Genomic DNA, 22,704 nt, shown 5'->3' on the forward strand with positions numbered 1-22,704 from the left:
GATGGCGCCGATCACCAGCACGTACCGCCTGCAACTGCGGCCAGACGCTTTCACGCTGCACGACGCTGCCGGCATCGTCGACTACCTTGACGCTCTGGGAGTTTCGCATCTCTATCTCTCCCCCATCCTGACCGCAACGTCCGGATCGATACACGGATACGACGTCACCGACCCCACCACCGTCGCCGAGGGTCTCGGTGGGCGAGACGCACTGGTCACGCTGTCGGGGGTGTGCCGAGAACACGGCATGGGATTGATCGTCGATCTGGTGCCCAATCACGTCGGAGTGGCCAAACCCCACGAAAATGCCTGGTGGTGGGATGTTCTCACCTACGGACAGGAATCTGCGTACGCAGACTTCTTCGACATCGATTGGGAAAGCGACAACGGCGCGGACGGAAAGTTGGCTCTCCCGGTGTTGGGGAAGGCCGCTGATCTCGACACACTGACCGTCGACAACACCACCGGGACACCACTTCTCGCTTTCTACGAACACCGGTTCCCCATCGCCCCGGGAACCGGCACCGGATCTGCTCGGGAAATCCATGCCCGTCAGGCGTACCGGCTTGTTCCGTGGAACGCGGGAATCATCACCTACCGCAGATTTTTTGCCGTCAACGAACTGGCGGCGTTGCGCCAAGAAGATCCCCGAGTTTTCGAACTCTGCCACCGTGAGCTGAAATCGTGGGTCGACGAGGGTTTGATCGACGGGGTTCGGATCGATCATCCCGATGGACTTGCCGATCCGGCGGACTACCTCGAACGCCTTCGTTCGTTGCTGGGACCGGATCAGTGGATCGTGATCGAGAAAATTCTCGGGCACAACGAGCCGCTCGATCCGCTGCTGCCCGTCGACGGCACTACCGGGTACGACGCTTTGAACCAGCTGGGCGGAGTATTTGTCGATCCCAGTGGCGAGGACGAGCTTTCCGAACTGTCCGGCGCCTTGACCGGTAACGACGGCGACAGCACTTGGCTACATCACACGGAACGTCAGTTCAAACGCGAGACGGCCCGCGGTGAACTCGCGTCCGAAATCCGACGCCTGGTGCGGGCTATTCGTGCCGAAACGACTACCCGCTGCAGCGACAAGGCGCTCAACGACGCGGTTGTGGTCGCCATCGCACGGATGCCGGTGTACCGCTCCGACTACAGCCCTCTTGCCGGGTTGACTGCTCGGATTGTCGGTGGAATCCACGAACTGGCTCCTGGCCACGAAGAAGCCTTCAACGCCGTGGCACAGGCACTGTCCGGTGGCGGCGAGGCGGCAGTGCGCTTCCAACAGGTGTGCGGCGCAGTCATGGCAAAATCCGTCGAGGACCGATTGTTCTATCGGACTGCACGATTGATCTCACGGCAAGAAGTCGGGGGCAATCCCGCCGCGTTCTCCGTCTCGGTCGCCGAGTTCCACCTTGCCAATTCCGATCGAGCTCGTCTGTGGCCCGCAGCCATGACCTCGCTGTCCACACACGACACCAAACGCGGCGAAGACGTCCGCGCTCGGATCAACGTCCTTTCTCAGACGCCGGCCCTGTGGTCGAGGCTGGTGCAGGACTGGGAAAACGTGGAGCCCAGCCCCGAACCGATGACGGGATTGTTCCTGTGGCAGAACATCGTCGGTGTCTGGCCGGTGGTTGAGCCTGCGCCCGACTTCCGCTCGCGCCTTCACGCGTACGCCGAGAAGGCAATTCGCGAGGCCGCGCTTGTGACCACGTGGAATTCTCCGGATTCGGAGTTCGAGACCGCTGTGCACACGTGGATCGACAACGTCATCGACGGCCCGGTCGCCGCGTCGATCAGACAACTGGTCTCGCGGATCGCCCACCACGCTTGGTCGGACTCGTTGGGACAGAAACTGCTTCAGATCTGCGGCCCTGGAATTCCGGACGTCTACCAAGGCACCGAACTCTGGGAAGATTCGCTCGTCGACCCGGACAACCGCCGATTGGTCGACTTCGATATCCGGCGCGCGCTGCTCGACAATGACGCTACGTCCGTCGACGCCACCGGGGCGGCAAAACTCCATCTGGTTCGCACCGCCCTGGCACTGCGACGAGAGAACCCCGACTGGTTTGTCGGCGGCACCTACCTCCCGGTTCTGGCGTCGGGTGAGAGTTCCGGGCACGTCGTCGGGTTTTCTCGCGGACCCGAAGACGGGCAACCCGCAGTTGTCGCGCTGGCCACCCGACATTCGATGGTCCTGGCTGATCACGGCTGGGGTGAGACGGTGATCGAGCTACCGGAGGGCCGCTGGACCGATATCTCGACCGGCACAGCAGTCGTGTCACAGCGGGCACGGGATATCTTCCGCGCCGGTCCTACTGCTCTGCTGATTCGCTCATTCCGGTGAGCGGGCTACGTGTCCTACAACACACTTTCCCACGCTAACTTTCTTGGTACCAGCTCAACAGGATCATCGAGAGGTTGCACACTATGTCCACAGGTCGCTACACCGGCAAGGTCGCATTCATCACGGGAGCCGCTCGCGGCCAGGGCCGCGCCGAAGCAGTTCGGCTCGCCGAGGAAGGTGCCGACATCATCGCCGTCGACGCGTGCGTCCAATTCGATTCCACGTCGTACACCGGAGCAACCGAAGACGACCTCGCCGAAACCGTCGAGCTGGTCAAGGCCCTCGACCGTCGAATTGTCGCCACCAAGACCGATGTCCGCGACTTCGACGCTCTGTCGGCGGCACTCGACGCCGGTATCGCCGAACTCGGCCGCCTCGACGTCGTAGTTGCCAATGCGGGAATCTGTTCCGCCAACATGTCCTGGGAGATCACACCCGAGCAGTGGAAGGAAACCTTGGACGTCAACCTCACCGGCGTCTTCTACACTGCGAAGGCAGCAATTCCGCATCTGATCAAGCAGGGCACCGGCGGCTCGATCATCTTCACGAGTTCCGTGGCCGGTCTGCGCGGACTTCCGTTCCTCGGCCACTACGTCGCCAGCAAGCACGGCATCACCGGCCTCGCGAAGACCATGGCATCCGAGTTGGGGCAGTACAACATTCGGGTCAACACCATCCACCCGCATGGTGTCGCCACCGGAATGCAGATGACGGATATGCAGCCCCTCATCGCGGAACACGCGCACACACTCGGACCGATCTTCATGCAGACATTGCCCGATCCGGTCAGCCAGCCCGAAGACATCGCCGCTGCGGTCGCTTTCCTCGGATCGGACGAGGCCCACCACATCACCGGTATCGCCATGCCACTCGATCTGGGCACGTTGCTCCGCTGATCGATTCCGTCCACGGATGCGACGGGTCTCGGGGAATACCGCTCCCCCGAGACTCGTTGCGCCACACATGACCAAAACAGTGGTAGCGCAGAAATACGGAAGCCCCGACGTTCTGAAGCTGATCGACGTGGAGGTTCCGTCGCCGGCGCGCGGAGAAGTACGCGTCGACGTCAAAGCAATTGGTGTCAATCCCTTCGACTACAAGCTCTACAGCGGCGCCTTCGGCACCGATTCGAGCAAGCTGCCGATACATCTCGGCGGTGAGGCCGCTGGGGTCGTGTCCGCGATCGGCCCCGACGCTACGGGTGTTGCCGTCGGCGACGAGGTGATCGTCAGTCCGGGAAGCGGCTTGTACTCCGAGCAGGTCGTGGTCCCGGTCTCGTCCGTTACGGCAAAACCGGCCTCCCTGAGCTGGGAGCAAGCAGCCGGACTTCTGCTTGTCGGCGGCACTGCCGTCGATGCCCTCGATACAATCCGCGTCAGCGCGGGTGACACCGTGTTGATTCACGGCGCATCCGGCGGTGTCGGATCACTTGCCGTGCAACTGGCCGTCGCTCGCGGTGCAACGGTGATCGGAACCGCCGGCGCATCCAATCAGGAGTATGTCCGTTCCTTGGGAGCAACGCCGGTGCTCTACGGCGACGGGCTCGAATCCCGCGTTCGGGAACTGGGTTCGGTGGACGCCGCCTTCGACACTGCGGGCACCGACGAAGCCGTCGACGTGTCCCTGGCCCTGGTTGCCGACAAGAGCCGAATCGTCACAATCGTGGCGTTCGGACGAGCAGAATCCGACGGATTCAATGCCGTCGGTGGCGGAAATCCGCAGAGTGCCCAGGCCAGGCTGAAAGCTCGTGCCGAACTCGTCGAACTCGCCGGGGCCGGACGCTTGAACGTGAACGTCGCCAAGACTTTTCCCTTGGCCGAGGCCGCCCAGGCTCACGCCGAACTTCAGAGTTCGCACCCGGCCGGTAAGTTCATTCTGATCCCGTAAGAACCGGTCAGACTCCGCCGACAGTGCCGTCACCGCGCTGCTGCTTCGCGATCCGTCGCTGCTCCTCCGCACGCGCACGGCACTGTCTCAGGAATTCTTCGTCGGCGGCCGGATCGGCGGCAACGGCCCGGCCCGGTCGTTCGTATTCGCCGTACCCGGTCGGTCCGACATACCCCGCCGAAGCGTTGTGTCCACGTCCGACGATCAGCCACAGCACCGACCCGAGCGTCGGCAGGAAGATGATCACAAGAATCCAGACCACCTTGGGTAGGTGCTGGATGTATGCATCGTCGCGGGTGATGGCGTCCACGATGCAGAAGATCCACAACAGCATCGTGATGAGTCCGAACAATGCGTAAGGCACGCTGGATTTCCCTCCCAGGTTCGAAAAACTCTCGCAATGCTAGCTAAAACAGACCAATTAGTACATTAGATTTGTGCGAATCGCGAATTCGAGCCACTCCCGATAGTCGCCGACATTCCATCCGCCGATCGACCGCAATTGCTGATGCACGTGCGGCGAAACCAGGGCCGCCAGAACGCCGGACGCCTTGTCCACCGAAATGTCGGTGCGCAGCAATCCATGCTCGGCCAGACCTTCCGCAATCGACGTGGCGTTCGCAAAGGACTGTTCCGAGGATTCCGCGGCCAGTCGCCGCATGTCAGCGTCCGCGCCCGATGACTGGATCGCCGTCATCATGAGCGGACCGGCGCGTTCGAGAAGTCCGATGCTCTGCTCGACGATCTGCGCAACCAGCCTGCGAACGTCGTCGGGATCGGAGTGATCACGGTGCACGGACGCAGTGCTGTCGACAGACTCCGCCTCGAGCGCATGGCTGAATGCGGCCTCGAAGATCTCGAGTTTGCCGCCGGGGAAAGCCGTGAAAACAGTGCGGGGTGCAACACCAGCTGCGAGGGCGATGTCCTTGGCAGTCGCGCTCACATAGCCTTTGTCGACAAAAAGCGCGGCCCCGGCATCTCGGATCAATTCACGAGTGCGACGGGCCGCGTCACCTCGAACCTTCGATTGATAGTGCCGCTTCTCGATCACAGCAGAACTCTAGCGGCACCTTCTGTCAGCTGCATTCAATGCACTACGGATGCAAAGAAAGTAGTTGCAGGTCAGAGACTACTTTTTCGGATGATCAATCCATCCGTCACTGCCAGGGAACACCAGAACTTCGTGACCGTCGTCATAGCGCACAAGATATGGCGGAGCGCCGTTCTCGCCGTGCACTTCGATCACTTCTGCCGACGTCTCGGGCTGACCCACTACTCGACCCTGCACATGTAGACGATCACCTACCTGGGCATGCATGTGAATTCCTCCCTCCGACGAATACTCACAATTCGTGTTCCCCACCTCGTCGCCGAATAACCCATCCACGCCCCTGTGACAAAATCCACAGGGGATTGCGTAGCGTCGGCGAGGAGTGATTCACTCACTGGTGAACACCTATTCACCTCGTCGAGGAAGGCCCCACCTTGGCTCTGCACTCGGCCCCTGAAGCCCGCCGTTCCAGCGGACTCATCACCGGAGTCCTCTGCCTCTCCGGAACTGTCATCGCTCTACAGCAGACGATGTTCATCCCGCTTCTGCCTGATTTTCCGAAGATTCTCGGAGTCAGTTCCGACAACGCGTCGTGGCTCGTCACGATCACGCTGCTCACGAGTGCGATATCAACACCCATCGTGTCGCGTCTGGCGGACATGTTCGGAAAACGCCGAATGATGCTGATCTCGATGACGATGATCGTCCTCGGATCTGTGATCGCGGCTGCCGGTGGCACGTTTGTGACACTGCTCATCGGACGCGGATTGCAGGGATTTGCCATCTCGATGATTCCAATCGGAATCAGCATCATGCGAGACGAGTTACCTAAGGACAAGGTCGCATCCGCTACGGCATTGATGAGCGCCACCCTCGGAATCGGCGCCGCGTTAGGGCTCCCGCTAGCAGGATTGATCTACGAGCAGTTCGGGTGGGAAGCGATATTTTGGCTCTCCGCTGCTGTCGGCGCGATGCTGATAGTCACTGTTGCGCTTGTCATTCCCGAATCCAGCGTGCGCACCCGCGGAAAATTCGATTTCCTGGGCGCGGTCATGCTGTCCGTTGCTCTGGCAGCACTCCTCCTAGCCGTCTCCAAGGGAGCGAGGTGGGGTTGGACCAGCGAGCCGACGATCCTGATGTTCGTTCTCGGCTTCGCGGTATTGGCACTGTGGTTCCCCTACGAGCTTCGCGTCACACAACCTATGGTCGACCTGCGAACCTCGGCCAAACGTCCGGTCCTGCTGACCAACCTCGCGTCGGTCATGGTCGGTTTCTCCATGTACGCCAATAACCTGTCGACGACGCAGCAACTGCAGATGCCGAAAATCTCCGGCTACGGCTTCGAACTCGGCGTGATGGCAGCCGGAATCTGCATGATCCCAGCGGGTCTCGCAATGGTGGTCTTCGCGCCGGTGTCCGCGAAAATCACCAAACGATTCGGAGCAAAGACAACGCTGATGGTCGGCGCAGTCGTACTCGCGGGAGCGTACGTAGCCCGCGTATTCCTGACTGGTTCGATTGCGCTGATCGTAATCAGTGCCGCCGTCGTCAGCATCGGCACAGCCATCGCCTACTCCGCGATGCCGATGCTGATCATGAGGTCAGTGCCCATCACGGAAACCGCGTCGGCGAACGGACTCAACTCGCTCCTGCGGTCCGTGGGTACCTCGATGTCGAGTGCCGTGGTTGCCGCGATGCTCACCGCGCTGGTGATCCCGGCCGGCCCCGGCGCAGGACTACCGTCGCTCGACGCATTCAAGAACATATTCTGGCTCGCGGCTCTTGCTGCTGTTGCCGCACTTGTCGCAGCAGCATTCATTCCGCGCTACGGCGCCAAGCCCGAATCGGCAGTACGTCCTGTCACACCCGAGGGCTTCGAGATTACGTCCACCGACACTGACATCGTCGTGGCGGGAAATGTCATCCGCGCTGACGGCCGTTCGGTGAAGCAGGCCGTCGTGACCGTCATGGACATGACGGGGGCACCCGTGGACTGGAGCCGCGCCGACAACGAAGGTGTTTTCTCGCTGGCGTTGCCCGAGCCCGGCCGCTACCTCGTGGTGACCAGTGCCGACGGATGGTCTCCGACGTCGCAGGTCGTGCGGTTCGATGGTGCGGAATCAACACATACCGTGACGCTGGGCGAACGGCTCACCATCTCCGGACAGGTCACCATTGCCGGCGTCCCAACTTCGGGAACTATTGTCACGTTGACCAAACCGACCGGCGAATTCGTGGCGTCCACCGTCACCGACCACACCGGACGCTACGGAATTGCGCTTCCCTCGTCGGGGCGATACATCCTTACGGCACTCGCCGACGACGGCGCGGGTTCGCAAGCGAGACAGATTGCCGTGATCGCGCAATCGACGTCCGTGGACTTCGATGTACCGCTGGACCCGGCCTTCGCGCTGACCCGGTCCTGAATGCACACAAGTCACCTCGCCCGGTCGCATCCCACCATCTGCGACCGGGTTGGGTGCACTCAGGCACGGCGCAGCAGCGCAAAACCAGGCATGCTGATGCCGTGCACACTTTCGAGGTCTGGGCGCCCACTCCGGAATCAGTACAGGTCGACGTCGACGGCGTAGTTCACGCGATGACGCGCGATACCGAGGGTTGGTGGCGCACGACCGTCGACTGCGCTGAAGATGCTCGGTACGGCTTTGTTGTCGACGGCGACACGCTTCCCGATCCGCGATCCCCGCGCCAGCCCGACGGGGTTCACGAACGCTCACAACTGCACACCCTCGACGACGCGGCGTGGTCCGATGCCAGCTGGACCGGACGTCAACTCGCGGGCTCGACGTTGTACGAACTCCACATCGGAACCTTCACTCCCGAGGGAACATTCGACGCCGCAATCGAACGCCTCGATCACCTGGTCAATCTAGGAATCGGGTTCGTGGAAATCATGCCGGTGAACGACTTCAACGGAACCCACAACTGGGGCTACGACGGCGTTCTCTGGTACACGGTCCACGAGGCTTATGGCGGCCCGGACGGATTGCAGCGCTTGGTGAATGCGGCACATCAGCGCGGCTTGGGAGTTCTGCTGGACGTTGTCTACAACCACCTCGGTCCGTCCGGAAACTATCTCGAACGGTTTGGCCCCTACCTCACCGACGGCGCAAACACGTGGGGACGCACCATCAACATCGGTGGTCCACAGTCCGGTGAAGTACGCGAGTACATCATCGAGAACGCTCTGCGATGGATGCGTGACTTCCACATCGACGGCCTCCGCCTCGACGCCGTTCACGCGCTGGTCGATCACACCGGCACCCACATCCTCGAGGAACTTGCCGTCGGTACCGAAACACTGTCCGCCCATCTCGGCCGGCCACTGACGCTGATCGCCGAGAGCGATCTCAACGACGCCACCCTGATCACGGCGCGCTCGGCGGGAGGTTTCGGCCTGAACGCACAGTGGGACGACGACATCCACCACGCAATCCACACTGCAGTCTCCGGTGAACGTCAGGGCTACTACGCAGACTTCGGTTCACTGGAAGCGCTCGCGGCCACGTTGCGCCTCGGCTTCTTTCACGCGGGAACCTACTCGTCGTTCCGCGGACGGGTCCACGGCCGACCCATCGACATCGCACATCAACCGGCGAGCTCACTGCTGGCCTACACGTGCACTCACGACCAAATCGGCAATCGTGCGCTCGGCGACCGTCCGAGTGCCTACCTGACACCAGGACAATTGGCGGTCAAAGCCGCACTCGTGTTGCTCTCCCCCTACACTCCGATGCTCTTCATGGGCGAAGAATGGGGTGCGTCAACACCTTTCCAGTTCTTCACCTCACATCCGGAGCCCGAACTGGGCGAGGCAACCGCCAAAGGACGCAAAGCGGAGTTCGCGGCTCACGGTTGGGACACCGACGACATCCCGGATCCGCAAGACCCCCAGACATTCCTGAGATCAAAACTGAACTGGGACGAACTCACCGCGCTGCCGCACAATCGAATCCTGGAGTGCTACCGCGATCTGATTGCATTACGCAAGAGCCGAAGCGACTTCACCGACCCGTGGCTCGGGCATCTGCATGTCGACTACGACGAGGACAAGCGGTGGATAACGCTGCGCCGCAGCACAATACAGGTGGTCTGCAATCTGGGACCGGACGCGGCCCACGTCCCGGCCGGCGGAACCCCCATACTCTGGTGGGATCAACCGACACAGGACGAGACCGCGTCCGCAACAGTGGTACCCGGCTATTCATTTGTCGTATTGGAAAACTGACTAACGCTTCGCATTCTCTGGTGTACTGCGCAACATCCTCAGAACCAGCGCCGCACAGATGAACAACACGAGCGCAGTCGCACCGGTGGCTACATGCATGCCGTCGACAAACGCCGCCTTCGCGGAATCGACAAGCACCGAACTCGCTTCGCCCGGAAGATGAGCAGCTTCCGCAATGGCGCCGCCAAGAGTTCCCTGCGCCGCATGCGCCTGATCCGCGTCGAGCATCGACGTGTCGATTCCCTTGCGGAAGATCGCCATGACCACACTGCCGAGGATCGCCACGCCGAGCGCGATACCCAGTTCGTATGCGGTCTCCGATACCGCCGAGGCGGCGCCGGCACGCTCCGGTTCCACTGAGCTGACCACCAGGTCAGAGGTGAGCGTCAGCGCAATACCCACACCGGCGCCGACCAGACCGAAGCCGATCACGAACATCACCGGACCACTGTCGACACCGAGGGCCAGCAGCATGGCCGCACCGACGCCGGCGATGATCAGGCCCGCACTGAGCACCTGCATGACCGTCCAACGCCGAACCAGCCAGGCTGCGGCGACGGCGGTGAATGCGCTGAGCAACATGCCGGGCAGCATCAGCAGACCAGCGTCGAAGGCGCCGTTACCGAGAACCAACTGCAGGTACTGCGAACCGAAGAACAGCACACCGGCAAGCGCGAAGATCGACAGCAGGTTTGTCAGAACCGCCGTGGTGAAGGCCGCATTGGCGAACAGCTTCAGATCCAGCATCGGATCCTTCAAGCTCCGCTGGCGCCGGACGAACGCGACACCCGCAGCCAAACCGAATGCAGCGACTCCGAGCATCGTGAGGTCGATACCGTGCACCACCGATTCCTTGACGGCGTAGACCAGTGGCAGCATGGTTGCCATCGACAATGCGGCACTGATCAGGTCGAATCGGCCGGGGTTGGGATCCTTGGACTCGGGAATCAGAATCGGGCCGAGCGCGACCAGTGCGATCATGACCGGAATGTTGATGAGGAACACCGAACCCCACCAGAAATGCTCGAGCATCCAGCCACCGATCAGCGGACCGGCTGCCGTACCACCGCCGGCCATCGCGCCCCAGATGCCGATGGCTTCGGTGCGCTGGCGAGGGTTGACGAAGATGGTGCGGATCAGACCCAGCGTGGCGGGCATGAGCGTTGCACCTGAAATGCCTTGCAGCACTCGGGCACCGATGAGCATTTCCGGGCTGGTCGAGACGGCCGCGATTATCGATGCCAGGCCGAAGCCGACAGCACCGATCAGCAACAACTTTCGGCGCCCGATCCGGTCGCCGAGCGTACCCATCGTGATCAGGAGACCGGCAAGGATGAACGAGTAGACGTCGATGATCCACAGCAACTGGGTGCTACTCGGTTCGAGGTCCGCGCTGATGAACGGCAGCGCAAGATCGAGCACCGTGCCGTCGACCGCGATGAGCAACACGGCAAAGGCCAGGACCACCAGTCCTGCCCAGTCACGTTTTGTTGCCCGAACATCCTCGGGATTGAGTGCAGACGTGTGATCTGCTGACACTGACATGGCTCTTCTCGCAACTTTCCGTGAGTCGACTACGAATTTCACTGAACCGTCCAGCCGGTACAGTGGTGTTGACACTAACAGTGAACCGTCTGGGCGGTAAAGTTATTTCCCGGTACAGTTTCATCACATGGCTGAAGGCACACGCGATCGCATTCTCGACGCACTGGAGAAGTTACTGCTGGTCAACGGGGTCGCACAGGTAACCCTCGAGGCAGTCGCCGCTCAGGCAGGAGTATCCAAGGGCGGACTTCTGTACCACTTCCCCAGTAAGGAAGCTCTCCTCGCGGCCATGGTTCGCAGACTCGGCGAACGCTCCGATCAGCAGCTTGCGGACGCCATTGCCGGGGGAACGTCGGTGACAGAGTTCTATCTACACATTCCGGACGCGAACGAAGACGAAGACTTAGGCCTGTTCCGTTCGATCATCGCCGCACTTCGCACCGTCGACGGGCAGCACGACGAAATCCAGAAGGCTGTCACCGAGGTGATGCGTAGCTGGGATCAAGGTCTACAGACGGAGATCTCCGACCCCGTTCAAGCCGAGATCGTCCGCCTTGTCGGCGACGGCCTCTACCTCGCGGCGATGCTCGGACTCCCCCAGCCCGATCCCGAACTCCATCGCCAGGTGGTCGAGCGTCTACTGCCGTGACCACCCGGCGCACGAGGAATTACGTCAGATAGCGATAGGCCGGGCTTCCCGGCTCCAGTCGCTCGGACTGCATCGGGGCACGCTCCATCCGCTCGAGCAACGACGCCAACCCGTCAGCAGAACCCAATTCGATACCCACGAGCGCGGCGCCGGTCTCCCGGTTGTTGCGCTTGACGTACTCGAACAACGCGATGTCGTCGTCGGGACCCAGAACCTCGGACAGGAAACGGCGCAACGCGCCCGGCTCCTGCGGGAAGTCCACCAAGAAGTAGTGCTTGAGACCCAGATGCACCAGTGATCGCTCGAGAATTTCGCCGTAGCGGGAGACGTCGTTGTTACCGCCCGAGATCAGGCACACCACGGTGGAACCGGGTTCGAGCGTCAAATTCTGAAGGGCCGCAACGGAAAGCGCTCCCGCAGGTTCGGCGATGATGCCCTCGTTCTGATAGATCTCGAGCATCGCCGTGCAGATGGCGCCTTCGTCGATCTGGTTCACGACAAACGATCCGGTACCCGGAATCGCGGCCAACTGCTTGGCAACCAACGGCAACGACGCGTGCGAAACCACGGCAGCCCCGAGCCTCGACACCACCTCGAACGGAACGTCACCGATTCGCTTGACCGCAGCGCCGTCCACAAACGGATCGACGACGGGCAGCGTCACCGGAGCGCCGGCAACCAGTGCAGCTGTCATGGACGCCGCACCCGAAGGTTCGATGCCAACGATCGACGTCTTCGGCGAACGCTCGTGCAGGTACGTGGCAATGCCGGCGATGCACCCACCGCCGCCGACCGGAACAACAATCGCGTCGAGGGGGCCGTCCAATTGATTCAGGATTTCCGCGGCAATGGTCCCCTGCCCCGCGGCGGTACGCACATCGTCGAACGGCGGAACCATCGTGGCGCCGGTCCGGGCGACATCCTCGGCCGCAGCGGCAGCCGCCGCGTCGTACGTTTCCCCCACCATGAACAGTTCGACGAAATCGCCGCCGTGAGCGCGGATACGGTCACGCTTCTGCTTCGGGGTGTTAGCCGGAACGTAGATCCGTCCGTGAATCTCCATGGTGCGGCACGCGTACGCAACACCCTGGGCATGATTTCCGGCACTGGCAGTGACGGCGCCGGCCGCACGTTCCGCCTCGGTCAGCTGGGACATGAGGTTGTAGGCACCGCGGATCTTGTACGAACGCACACCTTGCAGGTCTTCACGCTTGAGGTAGACCTTGGCGCCGGTCAGCTCAGACAGACGCTCGCTGTACTGCAACGGTGTAGCCGCAATAACGTCCTGAATTCGCTCGATGGCCGCGTCGATTTCCCGCGCATCGAGCGCGGGCAGAGTGGACTTGGTAGCTACGACATCGGGCGAGTTAGACACTCCGCCATTTTTGCACGTCCGGGCGCAAGGTTCCCACCGCGGTCACCTATCCTCTCGGATTGAACTGCGATGGACGCGGCACATTCCGTAGATTCGACTTCGCCATCTGAACGGCTTCACCGACGCCACCGTTCATCACCATCTTTGACATCGCAAGGGCAAAGCCCTTGACTTGACCACCGGTGATGGTGGGCGGCAACGACAATGCCAGTGGATCCGTCACAAGATCAACCAATGCCGGGCCGTCGTGATCGAGTGCCGCACGTAAACCGGACTCGATGTCGGCGGGATTCTCGATCCGCCGGGAGAAGATCCCCAGCGCCGCCGCGACACCCGCGTAGTCGACGGCGGGAACGTCGACTCCGAAATCAGGCAGACCGTCCACCAGCATCTCGAGCTTGACCATTCCGAGCGTGGAGTTGTTAAACACGACGATTTTGATCGGCAACTTGTACATCGCCACTGTCACCAACTCGCCCAACAGCATCGACAGACCGCCGTCACCGGATACCGAAATGACCTGGCGACCCGGACTTGCCCACTGCGCACCCATCGCGTGTGGCAAGGCATTAGCCATCGACCCATGCAGCGCCGACGACAGGAATCGCCGCGATCCGTTGGGATTGAGATAGCGCGCCGTCCAGACGTTGCACATTCCCGTATCCGCGGTGAAGATCGCATCCTCGGCGGCGAGGTCGTCGAGGATCGACGCCGCATACTCGGGGTGAATCGGAGTGCGCTGTTTCACGGGATCGGTATACGCCCCGACAACTTTGGTCATCAACGTGCTGTGCACCTCGAGCATGTCATCGAGGAACGCTCGATCCGACTTCCGGTCCACCTGGGGAATCAATGCCGCCAGTGTGGCGGCAGCATCTCCGTGGACCGCCAGATCAAGGCTGGTTCGACGCCCCAATTTCTCTGCGGCAGAATCGATCTGTGCGGTCCGGACGGTGTGCGGCAAGAACTGGTCGTACGGAAAGTCCGTACCGATCAGCAGCAACAAGTCGGCACCGTGCATACCGTCGTGGGCCGCGCCGTAACCGAGCAGACCGGTCATGCCCACGTCATAGGGATTGTCGTACTGAATCCACTCCTTACCGCGGAGCGTGTGCCCGATCGGAGCGCCGACCGCCTCTGCCAGTGCGAGCACTTCGTCGCGGGCACCTCGCACTCCCGCTCCGGCAAAGATCGCCACCTTCCGCGACGCATTGATCACATCTGCCAGTGCGCGCACGTCACCGGCATCCGGCACCAATGTCGGACGACGCGTCGCGACCAGCGTCGGCGGCTCTCCCTCGACCGGGCAGTCTGCAATGTCGCCGGGAAGGACGATCACGGACACCCCCCTCCGGGCAACCGCGTGCGTGATCGCCGACTGGACCACACGCGGCGCCTGAGCCGCCGTGCTGATCAGTTCGGTATAGCTCGAACACTCGATGAAAATCCGCTCGGGATGGGTTTCCTGGAAATAGCCCATACCAATTTGAGCACTCGGAATGTGCGACGCAATCGCCAGGACCGGCGCGCCCGAGCGATGTGCGTCGTAGAGTCCGTTGATCAAATGCAGATTCCCCGGTCCGCACGAGCCCGCACACACGGCCAACTCGCCGGTGATCTGGGCGTCGGCCGCAGCCGCGAATGCGGCCGCTTCTTCGTGACGAACATGAATCCAGTCGATACCACCCTTGGCAGAACCACCGGTGCGCCGCACGGCGTCCACCACAGGATTGAGACTGTCTCCCACGATGCCGTAGATCCGGGAAACCCCGGCATCCACGAGCTGTTGAACCAATTGATCTGCAACAGATTTCGGACTCATCAGGCCTCCGTGACGCTACGTCGGTTCTGAACTACCTACATTTCTGAACTGCCTGTATTCGAGCAACTACTTGGGTTCGAGCACGAACACCGGAATCTCTCGGTCTGTCTTCTTCTGATAGTTCGCGTAATCGGGGAACGCCTCAACCGCGCGCTCCCACCAGATCGCCTTTTCGTCTCCCGTTACCTCACGCGCAACCATGTCGAAGACCTGCGTCGCGTCACGCAATGTGACATTGGGGTTCGCCTTGACGTTGTAGTACCAGACGGGGTTCTTGGGCGCGCCACCCAAGGACGCAACGACGGCATATTTCCCGTCGTGCTCGACGCGCATCAATGGCGTCTTGCGCACCTTGCCGGACTTTGCGCCGACGGTCGTGAGGATGACAACGGCCATCCCGTTGAGTTCGTTCCCCTCGGTGCCGCCGGAGTTCTCGATCTGTGCGACCTGATCTGCTGCCCACGTAGCGGGACTGGGTTCGTATTCACCTGTAATTGGCATGGGTACCAGTGAACACCGACTGCCTGACCTTGGCCACCGCAACACGCACACTGCACGTTGATCGATACAGTGAGGCACCCATCAATAAAGTTCGCTTGCCCGAAACCAGCTATCTGGATACCCTTAAAGTCCAGCACGGACCCCAGAATTAACCACAGAGACGGCAGGTGACCTCATGACAACCGCAGGTTTCGATACTCGCGTGTCACGCCGCACCACCGACAACAGCGTCGACATTGCCGGCACCCTGTGGCCGCTGTACAAACTCGAGGCGCTGGCAATCGGTCTGATCGTCTTTGTTGCCATCCTCGCGATCACCACATCGATGCAGCCGGCCGTTCTCACCGCCGCAGCCGCCGCAGTGGTTACGTGGTGGGTTCGCAGAAACTACTACTCCCGTAGCTGAATCTCTCACTCCGCACGATCCGATCTCCAACAAAAACAAAAGCGTCTCGCTTACCTGCTTCCCAAGTAAGCGAGACGATTTTTGTCTATGGCCCTAGACCGCTAGGCAGCCGGGCCCCAGCAGAGCCTTCAGATCGCCCATCAGCGCCGACGACGGCTCTACCCGAAGGACGTCGTCGACCTTCCACATCGTGATCTCGTTACTTCCGATCAATCGGACATGCACATCCGACGTTCCGGGGTGGCGAGTCAGAATCTGCTTGAGCGCACCCAGCTTGTCCTTGGTGCATTGACGCAGTGGCAACGACACCGAGAGCGGTCGTGCCACGCCGATAGCCGAAAGATCCGGCACCGCAAGATCGTTGCCGATCAACGACATTCGGTCATCTCGGATGGATACCCGCGCCTTGACCAGCACGATCGCATCCTCCGCGATGTCCATTCCGTACACGGCGTACGCCTGCGGGAAGAACAGCACCTCGATGCCGCCGACCAGATCCTCGAGTTGCACGATGCACCACGTGAGGCCGTTCTTGTTTACTCGGCGATCGACCGACGCGATGATGCCGCCCAGCGTGACCTGCGCCCCGTCCTGAACACCACCGTCGAGGATCGAGGCGATCGAAGTGTCGGACTGCTGCTTGAGAATGTGTTCGACGCCGTTGAGTGGGTGCCCGGAAACGTACAGCCCCAACATTTCTCGTTCGAGCGCAAGACGATGCTTGGTTTCCCACTCCTCTTCGGGAATCCGAACGTCGAACACCGACGCGATGGACTCGTCCACTTCGGACCCGCCGAACAGATCGAACTGCCCGATGGCCTCGGCCTTCTTGGTGCTCATGACGGCATCGATGGCGTCCGCGTGTACCAACATCAGGCCCTTGCGCGGATGTTCGAGAGAGTCGAATCCGCCTGCCTTGATGAGAGATTCGGTGACCTTCTTGTTGCACGCCATCGCGTCGATCTTGCCGAGATAGTCGGAGAAGTCGGTGAACTTTCCCTTCTCCGTGCGCGCCTTGATGATGGATGCCACCACGTTGGCGCCGACGTTGCGCACCGACCCCATTCCGAAGCGGATGTCCTCCCCCACCGTCGCGAAGTCGACCCGCGACTCGTTGACGTCCGGCGGCAGCACGGTGATGCCCATCTTGCGGCAGTCGGCGAGATAGACGGCGGACTTGTCCTTGTCGTCGCCGACGGAGGTGAGCAGACCGGCCATGTACTCGGCCGGATAGTTCGCCTTGAGGTACGCGGTCCAGAACGAGACGAGCCCGTAGCCGGCGGAGTGCGATTTGTTGAACGCGTAGCCGGCGAACGGGAGAACGGTGTCCCACAGTGCCTTGATGGCGGCTTCGCTGAAGTTGTTGTCCAACATGCCCTGACGGAAACCGGCGTACGCCTTCTCCAGTTCGGACAGCTTCTTCTTACCCATGGCGCGGCGCAGCAGGTCGGCCTGGCCCAGGGTGTACCCGGCGACCTTCTGTGCCAGTTGCATGATCTGCTCCTGGTAGATGATCAGGCCGTACGTCTCCGACAGGATCTCCGCGAGCGGCTCTTCCAGTTCGGGGTGAATCGGGCTGACTTCTTCGAGTGCATTCTTGCGTTTGGCGTACGAGATGTGGGCGTCCACACCCATCGGACCCGGCCGGTACAGCGCCAATGCGGCCACGATGTCGCCGAAACCGGTGGGCTGCATCAGTTTCAGAAGCTCACGCATGCCGCCGCCGTCGAGCTGGAACACGCCAAGGGTGTCGCCGCGGGCCAGCAGTTCGTACGTGGCTGGGTCGTCCATCGGCAACGTGTCGAGATCGATGTCGATGCCGCGGTTGGCCTTGATGTTCTCGAGGGTGTCGCCGATGACGGTGAGGTTTCGCAGACCCAGGAAGTCCATCTTGAGCAGGCCGATGGCCTCACACGACGGGTAATCCCAGCCCGTGATGATGGCGCCGTCCTGCGCGCGCTTCCACACCGGAATCGCGTCCATCAACGGTTCGGACGACATGATCACGGCACAGGCGTGCACACCCGCGTTGCGGATCAGACCTTCCAGACCCACCGCGGTCTTGTAGATTTTCGCGACATCCGGGCTGGAGTCGATGAGTGAGCGAACCTCGGCTGCTTCCTTGTACCGCTCGTGCTTGGGATCGGTGATACCGGACACCGAGATGTCCTTGGCCATGATCGGCGGCGGCAATGCCTTGGTGATCTGGTCGGCAATGGCAAAACCGGGCTTGCCGAACTGCACGCGAGCGGAGTCCTTGATGGCTGCCTTGGTCTTGATGGTGCCGAAGGTGATGACCTGAGCGACGCGGTCCTCTCCCCACTTCTCCGTGGCGTAACGCACCATCTCGCCGCGACGGCGATCGTCGAAGTCGATATCGATATCAGGCATCGACACACGCTCGGGATTGAGGAATCGCTCGAACAGCAGGCCGTACGGAAGCGGGTCGATGTTGGTGATACCCATCGCGTACGCCACCAATGAACCGGCCGCGGATCCACGGCCGGGTCCGACGTGGATGCCCACTGCCTTGGCGTGGTTGATGAGGTCACCGACCACGAGGAAGTAGGCCGGGAAGCCCATCTCGTTGATGACGCCGATCTCGTAGTCGGCACGCGCGAGGTACTCCTCGGGCGGGCCGCTGGGGAAACGCCGATCCAATCCGCGCATGACCTCGGCGCGCAGGAACGTCTGCTGTGTGTGGCCCTCGGGAACGGGGAAGATCGGCATCCGGTCGTGGAACTTCCACACGTCCTCGTAGGACTGGACGCGCTCGCCGATCGTTACGGTGTTGTCGCAGGCTCCCGGAACTTCGCTGTCCCAGATCGCGCGCATCTCGGCGGCTGACTTGAGGTAGTAGCCGTCGCCGTCGAACTTGAAACGCGTGGGATCCGAGAGCGTTTTACCGGTTTGGATGCAGAGCAGCGCCTCGTGGTTCTCGGCCGCATCCTTGGTCACGTAATGGCAGTCGTTGGTCGCGAGCGGCGGAATGCCGAGCTGCTGACCGATATTGAGCAAACCCTCGCGCACCCGACGCTCGATCGACAGACCGTGGTCCATCACCTCGAGGAAGAAATTGTCCGGGCCCCAGATCTCCTGCCACTTCGCGGCAGCTTCGAGAGCCTCGCGCTCGTGACCGAGCCGCAGGCGCGTCTGGATCTCACCGGACGGGCAACCCGTGGTGGCGATGATGCCCTCGGCATGCGAGGCGATGAGCTCCTCGTCCATACGCGGCCATTTACCCAACTGCCCCTCGATGGACGCGAGCGAAGACAGTTTGAAGAGATTGCGCAGACCCGTCGCGTTCTCCGCGACCATCGTCATGTGCGTGTACGCGCCACTACCGGAGACGTCGTCGGATTTCTGGCTACGATCGCCCCACAACACACGCTTGGTGTTGAACCGGGATTCCGGCGCGATGTACGCCTCGATCCCGATAATCGGCTTGATTCCGGCCTTGACCGCCTCGTTGTAGAACTGGCTGGCGCCGTACATGTTTCCGTGGTCGGTCATGCCGACAGCGGTCATGCCGAGCCGGTTAGCCTCCTCGAACATGGCGCCGACCTTGGCCGCGCCGTCGAGCATCGAGTACTCGGTGTGATTGTGAAGATGAACGAACGAGTCAGCCACGTGCGCCTCTCTGAAAGTCTGGGAGCTTGGACGAGTCTATGCCCCGCTACCGACAGAGTCGGCGACCGATCGATTGACCGGAGCACGGCGCGAGGTGAATTACGGGAGCGGCTCCTGCTTGGACGCCATCGACCCCTGTGAACGCCGATTCGCGCGGATGATGTCTGTCGTGAAGATCACCAGCGCCAGCCAGATCAACGCAAACCCGATCCAACGCGACGCCGGCATGTCCTCGTGCATCACCGCGACGCCCCACATCATCTGCAGTGCCGGTGTCAGGTACTGCAACATGCCCATCGTGGAGAGTTTCACTCGCTGCGCGGCAACACCGAACAGCAACAGCGGCAAAGCCGTCACAGGACCAGCTGCCAAGAGGAGCAGGCTTTGCCCCGTGCCACCGGATACAAACGAGCCGGCGCCGGTGAGACCGAGGAAGAGGAGGTACCCCACCGCGAACGGAGCAGCTACGACGCCCTCTGCCGTCAGGCTGGTTCGTGGGTCGAGCGGAACCACCTTCTTGATCAGTCCGTAGGTCGCAAACGACCCGGCCAGAACAAGCGCAACAATCGGCGGTTTGCCGTAGTCGACGGTGATCACCACTACCGCCGTCGCTGCGAGCACCAGAGCCGCGATCTGTGCACGCCGCAGTCGCTCCCGGAAGATCACGACACCGAGCAATACGGTCACCAACGGATTGATGAAGTATCCGAGCGCGGCTTCCACCACTCGCCCCGACACCACCGCGTAGATGTACATGCCCCAGTTGACTGCGATCGCCGCCGACGCTGCCGCGACCAGCAACCACGTTCGCCCACTGATTCCCCGAAGAGACGCGAGTCGGCCGAGAACCGCCAACACGATCAGCATCAGAACAAGGGTCCACACCACCCGGTGGGCGAGAACCTCGAGCGGGTCGGCAAAATCGAGCAATCCGAAGAACGCCGGAAACGTTCCCCACACCAAGAAGGCCCCGACGCCGAACGCGATACCCGAACTCGAGCCGGATTTCGTCGAAACAGCGGACTCCACTACTTCATCGGCACTCATGGCACCGGTCCGTCATCCGGTCCAACCCGAACAACATCCACGTACTCCGGCAACAGCGGCCGAAGGGCTGCGCGCCACGGAGTGCCGTCTGCGGGGAGTGCTTCGAGCGCTCGGATCGGCGGCGTGCCCGCCAGCGCTGCGAGATCCTTCGCGCTGCCGTGCACGACGGCGCCGATCGCGCACGCACACCCCTGAGACAACTGAAGACTCGAGACTTCCGCGACCCGTTTCTGCCGTTCGTCGACCCCCGACATGGCAGCAAGTCGAGTCGCCGCGGCTCCGGGAGATCGCCGAATCGCTTCGTTGTTGTCCGGTACCGCGATCACGACCAGTGGAGTCTGAACTCGGTCGAGCGAGACTCGGAACAGCACCTCGGACACGCGTACTCCGGGAGTGGCCGCTATCACATCGTCCGCAGTCATCGGCGCGGCAAACGATGCGAGGGCCCACGCGGACTCCTCGACCGTGTCCAGTGTTTCACGCGCCCGTTCGAGGTAATCGGATACCAGTTCGCCACCGTCGGGGCCCAGTGAATCGGTTCCCACCGGTGGGGTGCGAACCGGATTCAGCAGGCCGACCCCGACTACGAGCGCAACAATTGCCATTCCCGCCAGCGCGGAACCGACTGCTCGCGCGCTCATGCGGATCGAAGTACCTCTAGCGCATGTTCGAGGTCCTTCGGGTACTTGCTCTTGATCTCGACCCAGCGCCCGTCCGCCGGGTGCGCAAACCCGAGAGACACAGCATGAAGCCACTGCCGCTCGAGTCCCAACCGCTCGGCAAGGCGGGGGTCCGCTCCGTACGTCAGGTCGCCACAGCACGGGTGCCGCAGCGCGGAGAAGTGCACGCGAATCTGGTGTGTCCGGCCCGTTTCGAGATGCACGTCCAGCAGACTTGCCGCCTGAAATGCCTCGATGGTGTCGTAATGCGTCACGCTCGCCTTGCCGTCGGCGGTGACGGCAAAACGCCAGTCGTTCCCGTGGTGCCGCCCGATCGGAGCGTCGATTGTTCCGCTACTCGGATCGGGGTGCCCCTGGACCAATGCGTGGTAACGCTTGTCGATGGTGCGCTGCTTGAAAGCCCGCTTGAGCACCGTGTATGCCCGCTCGGACGTGGCAACAACCATGACACCGGACGTGCCGACATCCAGCCTGTGAACAATGCCCTGACGCTCGTGTGCGCCCGACGTCGAAATCCGAAAACCTGCGGCGGCAAGCCCGCCGATGACCGTCGGACCGGTCCACCCCACACTCGCATGCGCGGCGACGCCGACCGGCTTGTCCACGGCAACAACATCATCGTCCGCGTAGAGAATTTCCATGCCCTCGACCGGTGTTGCTTCCACGGTCAGCGGACGCGGCGGCTCGGGCAGGACAACTTCGAGCCACGAACCTGCGGTCAACCGATCGGACTTACCGACGGCAACACCGTCGAGCAGTACCGAACCTTCTTCCGCAAGGTTGGCCGAGACCGTTCGAGAGAGACCGAGCAAGCGCGCCAAACCGGCGTCGACGCGCATCGCGTCGAGTCCGTCGGGCACCGGCATCGAACGCGATTCCCTCATTTGCTCTCCCCCTGGTCCTCGCTGGAAGCGTTGGACTTGTCACTGCGGAGGCGCTCGCCGTTGGGTTCGAACCCGAACAGAGTCAAGGCGACCAACAGAATGGCTCCGCAGACGATCGCGGAATCTGCGATGTTGAACACTGGCCACCAGCCGATGGACATGAAGTCGACGACGTGTCCGCGCATGAAGCCCGGGGCGCGGAACAATCTGTCGATGAGGTTGCCGAGTGCGCCACCGAGCACCAAACCCAGACCCAGCGCCCACCACGGTGACCGCAGGGTGCGACCGATCTTGATCACTCCGATGACAACGCCGATCGCAACCAACGTGAGGATCCACGTCATGGACGTTGCCATGGAGAACGCCGCACCGGGGTTACGGACCAGCGTGAAAGTGACGACGTCGCCGATGATTTCGATTGGTTTGCCCGGCGTGATCGCAGCCACAGCCCAGACCTTCGTCAGAACGTCCGCGATCAGGATGACTGCCGCGATGGCGATCAGCATCGCCAACCGTCGTGGTCTTGTCGGTGATGCGGACTTCGACAAATCGGTAATCGGCTGATCCTCCGCGCTGAGATCTCGGTCTGGGTGGTCTGTACTCACGCCCACCATCATCCCCTATGTCC

Annotated in this window: 19 protein-coding genes; 7 read left to right on the top strand and 12 right to left on the bottom strand. The window is 61.8% G+C overall.

Going from position 1 to position 22,704, the window contains the following annotated elements; all coding sequences use genetic code 11:
• The first annotated feature begins 1 nt into the window (after position 1).
• From treY to FFI94_RS17860, 3 genes are all read left to right on the top strand, one after another.
• Entirely contained in the window at positions 2-2,350 is a 2,349-nt protein-coding gene (treY, locus tag FFI94_RS17850; RefSeq protein WP_138869010.1) for a malto-oligosyltrehalose synthase, read from the top strand.
• Between the two features lie 83 nt (positions 2,351-2,433).
• A complete protein-coding gene (locus FFI94_RS17855) occupies positions 2,434-3,246 on the top strand; it encodes a mycofactocin-coupled SDR family oxidoreductase (RefSeq protein WP_138869011.1) in 813 nt (270 codons plus the stop codon).
• A 67-nt stretch (positions 3,247-3,313) separates the two neighbouring features.
• Complete coding sequence (locus FFI94_RS17860) at positions 3,314-4,237, top strand: NADP-dependent oxidoreductase (RefSeq protein ID WP_138869012.1); 924 nt, start codon at positions 3,314-3,316, stop codon at positions 4,235-4,237.
• A 7-nt stretch (positions 4,238-4,244) separates the two neighbouring features.
• Here FFI94_RS17860 and FFI94_RS17865 read toward each other — a convergent pair whose 3' ends face one another.
• From FFI94_RS17865 to FFI94_RS17875, 3 genes are all read right to left on the bottom strand, one after another.
• Positions 4,245-4,601, bottom strand: a complete 357-nt coding sequence (locus FFI94_RS17865) for a PLD nuclease N-terminal domain-containing protein (protein ID WP_138869013.1) — start codon at positions 4,599-4,601, stop codon at positions 4,245-4,247.
• 57 nt (positions 4,602-4,658) lie between these two features.
• Positions 4,659-5,288 carry a TetR/AcrR family transcriptional regulator gene (locus FFI94_RS17870; RefSeq protein WP_138869014.1) on the bottom strand — a complete coding sequence of 210 codons (630 nt, stop codon included), beginning with the start codon at positions 5,286-5,288 and terminating at the stop codon, positions 4,659-4,661.
• A 78-nt stretch (positions 5,289-5,366) separates the two neighbouring features.
• Positions 5,367-5,555, bottom strand: coding sequence for a DUF1918 domain-containing protein (locus FFI94_RS17875; protein WP_033230977.1), 189 nt, complete (start codon positions 5,553-5,555; stop codon positions 5,367-5,369).
• A gap of 167 nt (positions 5,556-5,722) precedes the next feature.
• Between FFI94_RS17875 and FFI94_RS17880 the strand changes: the two genes are divergently transcribed.
• Together FFI94_RS17880 and treZ are read left to right on the top strand one after the other, a co-directional pair.
• Entirely contained in the window at positions 5,723-7,714 is a 1,992-nt protein-coding gene (locus FFI94_RS17880) for an MFS transporter (protein WP_138869015.1), read from the top strand.
• Between the two features lie 101 nt (positions 7,715-7,815).
• Positions 7,816-9,537 (top strand): malto-oligosyltrehalose trehalohydrolase, encoded by a 1,722-nt coding sequence (gene treZ, locus FFI94_RS17885; RefSeq protein ID WP_138869016.1) that lies wholly within the window; start codon positions 7,816-7,818, stop codon positions 9,535-9,537.
• On the opposite strand, the gene FFI94_RS17890 is transcribed toward treZ, so the two are convergent.
• A complete protein-coding gene (locus FFI94_RS17890; RefSeq protein ID WP_138869017.1) occupies positions 9,538-11,082 on the bottom strand; it encodes an MFS transporter in 1,545 nt (514 codons plus the stop codon).
• A gap of 127 nt (positions 11,083-11,209) precedes the next feature.
• Here FFI94_RS17890 and FFI94_RS17895 point away from each other — a divergent pair, with 127 nt between their 5' ends.
• On the top strand, positions 11,210-11,731 hold the full coding sequence (locus tag FFI94_RS17895) for a TetR/AcrR family transcriptional regulator (protein ID WP_138869018.1): 522 nt from the start codon (positions 11,210-11,212) through the stop codon (positions 11,729-11,731).
• A 19-nt stretch (positions 11,732-11,750) separates the two neighbouring features.
• Here the strand turns inward: FFI94_RS17895 and ilvA are convergent, their stop codons facing one another.
• The 3 genes from ilvA to FFI94_RS17910 all read right to left on the bottom strand — a co-directional run bounded on the left by ilvA (position 11,751) and on the right by FFI94_RS17910 (position 15,429).
• Positions 11,751-13,106: a threonine ammonia-lyase IlvA gene (ilvA, locus tag FFI94_RS17900; protein WP_138869019.1), complete on the bottom strand. Its 1,356-nt coding sequence runs from the start codon at positions 13,104-13,106 to the stop codon at positions 11,751-11,753.
• A gap of 46 nt (positions 13,107-13,152) precedes the next feature.
• Positions 13,153-14,928 carry a pyruvate dehydrogenase gene (locus FFI94_RS17905; protein ID WP_138869020.1) on the bottom strand — a complete coding sequence of 592 codons (1,776 nt, stop codon included), beginning with the start codon at positions 14,926-14,928 and terminating at the stop codon, positions 13,153-13,155.
• Between the two features lie 66 nt (positions 14,929-14,994).
• Complete coding sequence (locus tag FFI94_RS17910) at positions 14,995-15,429, bottom strand: nitroreductase family deazaflavin-dependent oxidoreductase (protein ID WP_138869021.1); 435 nt, start codon at positions 15,427-15,429, stop codon at positions 14,995-14,997.
• Between the two features lie 175 nt (positions 15,430-15,604).
• Between FFI94_RS17910 and FFI94_RS17915 the strand changes: the two genes are divergently transcribed.
• Positions 15,605-15,835 (top strand): hypothetical protein, encoded by a 231-nt coding sequence (locus FFI94_RS17915; RefSeq protein WP_138869022.1) that lies wholly within the window; start codon positions 15,605-15,607, stop codon positions 15,833-15,835.
• A gap of 93 nt (positions 15,836-15,928) precedes the next feature.
• Here FFI94_RS17915 and dnaE read toward each other — a convergent pair whose 3' ends face one another.
• The 5 genes from dnaE to lspA form a co-directional block, all read right to left on the bottom strand.
• Complete coding sequence (gene dnaE / locus FFI94_RS17920; RefSeq protein ID WP_138869023.1) at positions 15,929-19,465, bottom strand: DNA polymerase III subunit alpha; 3,537 nt, start codon at positions 19,463-19,465, stop codon at positions 15,929-15,931.
• A gap of 99 nt (positions 19,466-19,564) precedes the next feature.
• On the bottom strand, positions 19,565-20,512 hold the full coding sequence (gene rarD / locus FFI94_RS17925; protein ID WP_138869024.1) for an EamA family transporter RarD: 948 nt from the start codon (positions 20,510-20,512) through the stop codon (positions 19,565-19,567).
• On the bottom strand, positions 20,509-21,153 hold the full coding sequence (locus tag FFI94_RS17930) for a hypothetical protein (protein ID WP_138869025.1): 645 nt from the start codon (positions 21,151-21,153) through the stop codon (positions 20,509-20,511). The genes rarD and FFI94_RS17930 overlap by 4 nt, the downstream gene beginning before the upstream one ends.
• A complete protein-coding gene (locus FFI94_RS17935) occupies positions 21,150-22,076 on the bottom strand; it encodes an RluA family pseudouridine synthase (RefSeq protein ID WP_138869026.1) in 927 nt (308 codons plus the stop codon). The genes FFI94_RS17930 and FFI94_RS17935 overlap by 4 nt, the downstream gene beginning before the upstream one ends.
• The gene (lspA, locus tag FFI94_RS17940; RefSeq protein ID WP_397495569.1) at positions 22,073-22,690 is read right to left on the bottom strand and encodes a signal peptidase II; all 618 of its coding nucleotides are present in this window, start codon (positions 22,688-22,690) and stop codon (positions 22,073-22,075) included. Before lspA ends, FFI94_RS17935 begins: the two co-directional genes overlap by 4 nt.
• Positions 22,691-22,704 lie beyond the last annotated feature (14 nt).

The organism is Rhodococcus sp. KBS0724 (assembly GCF_005938745.2).
Taxonomy (GTDB): domain Bacteria; phylum Actinomycetota; class Actinomycetes; order Mycobacteriales; family Mycobacteriaceae; genus Rhodococcus_F.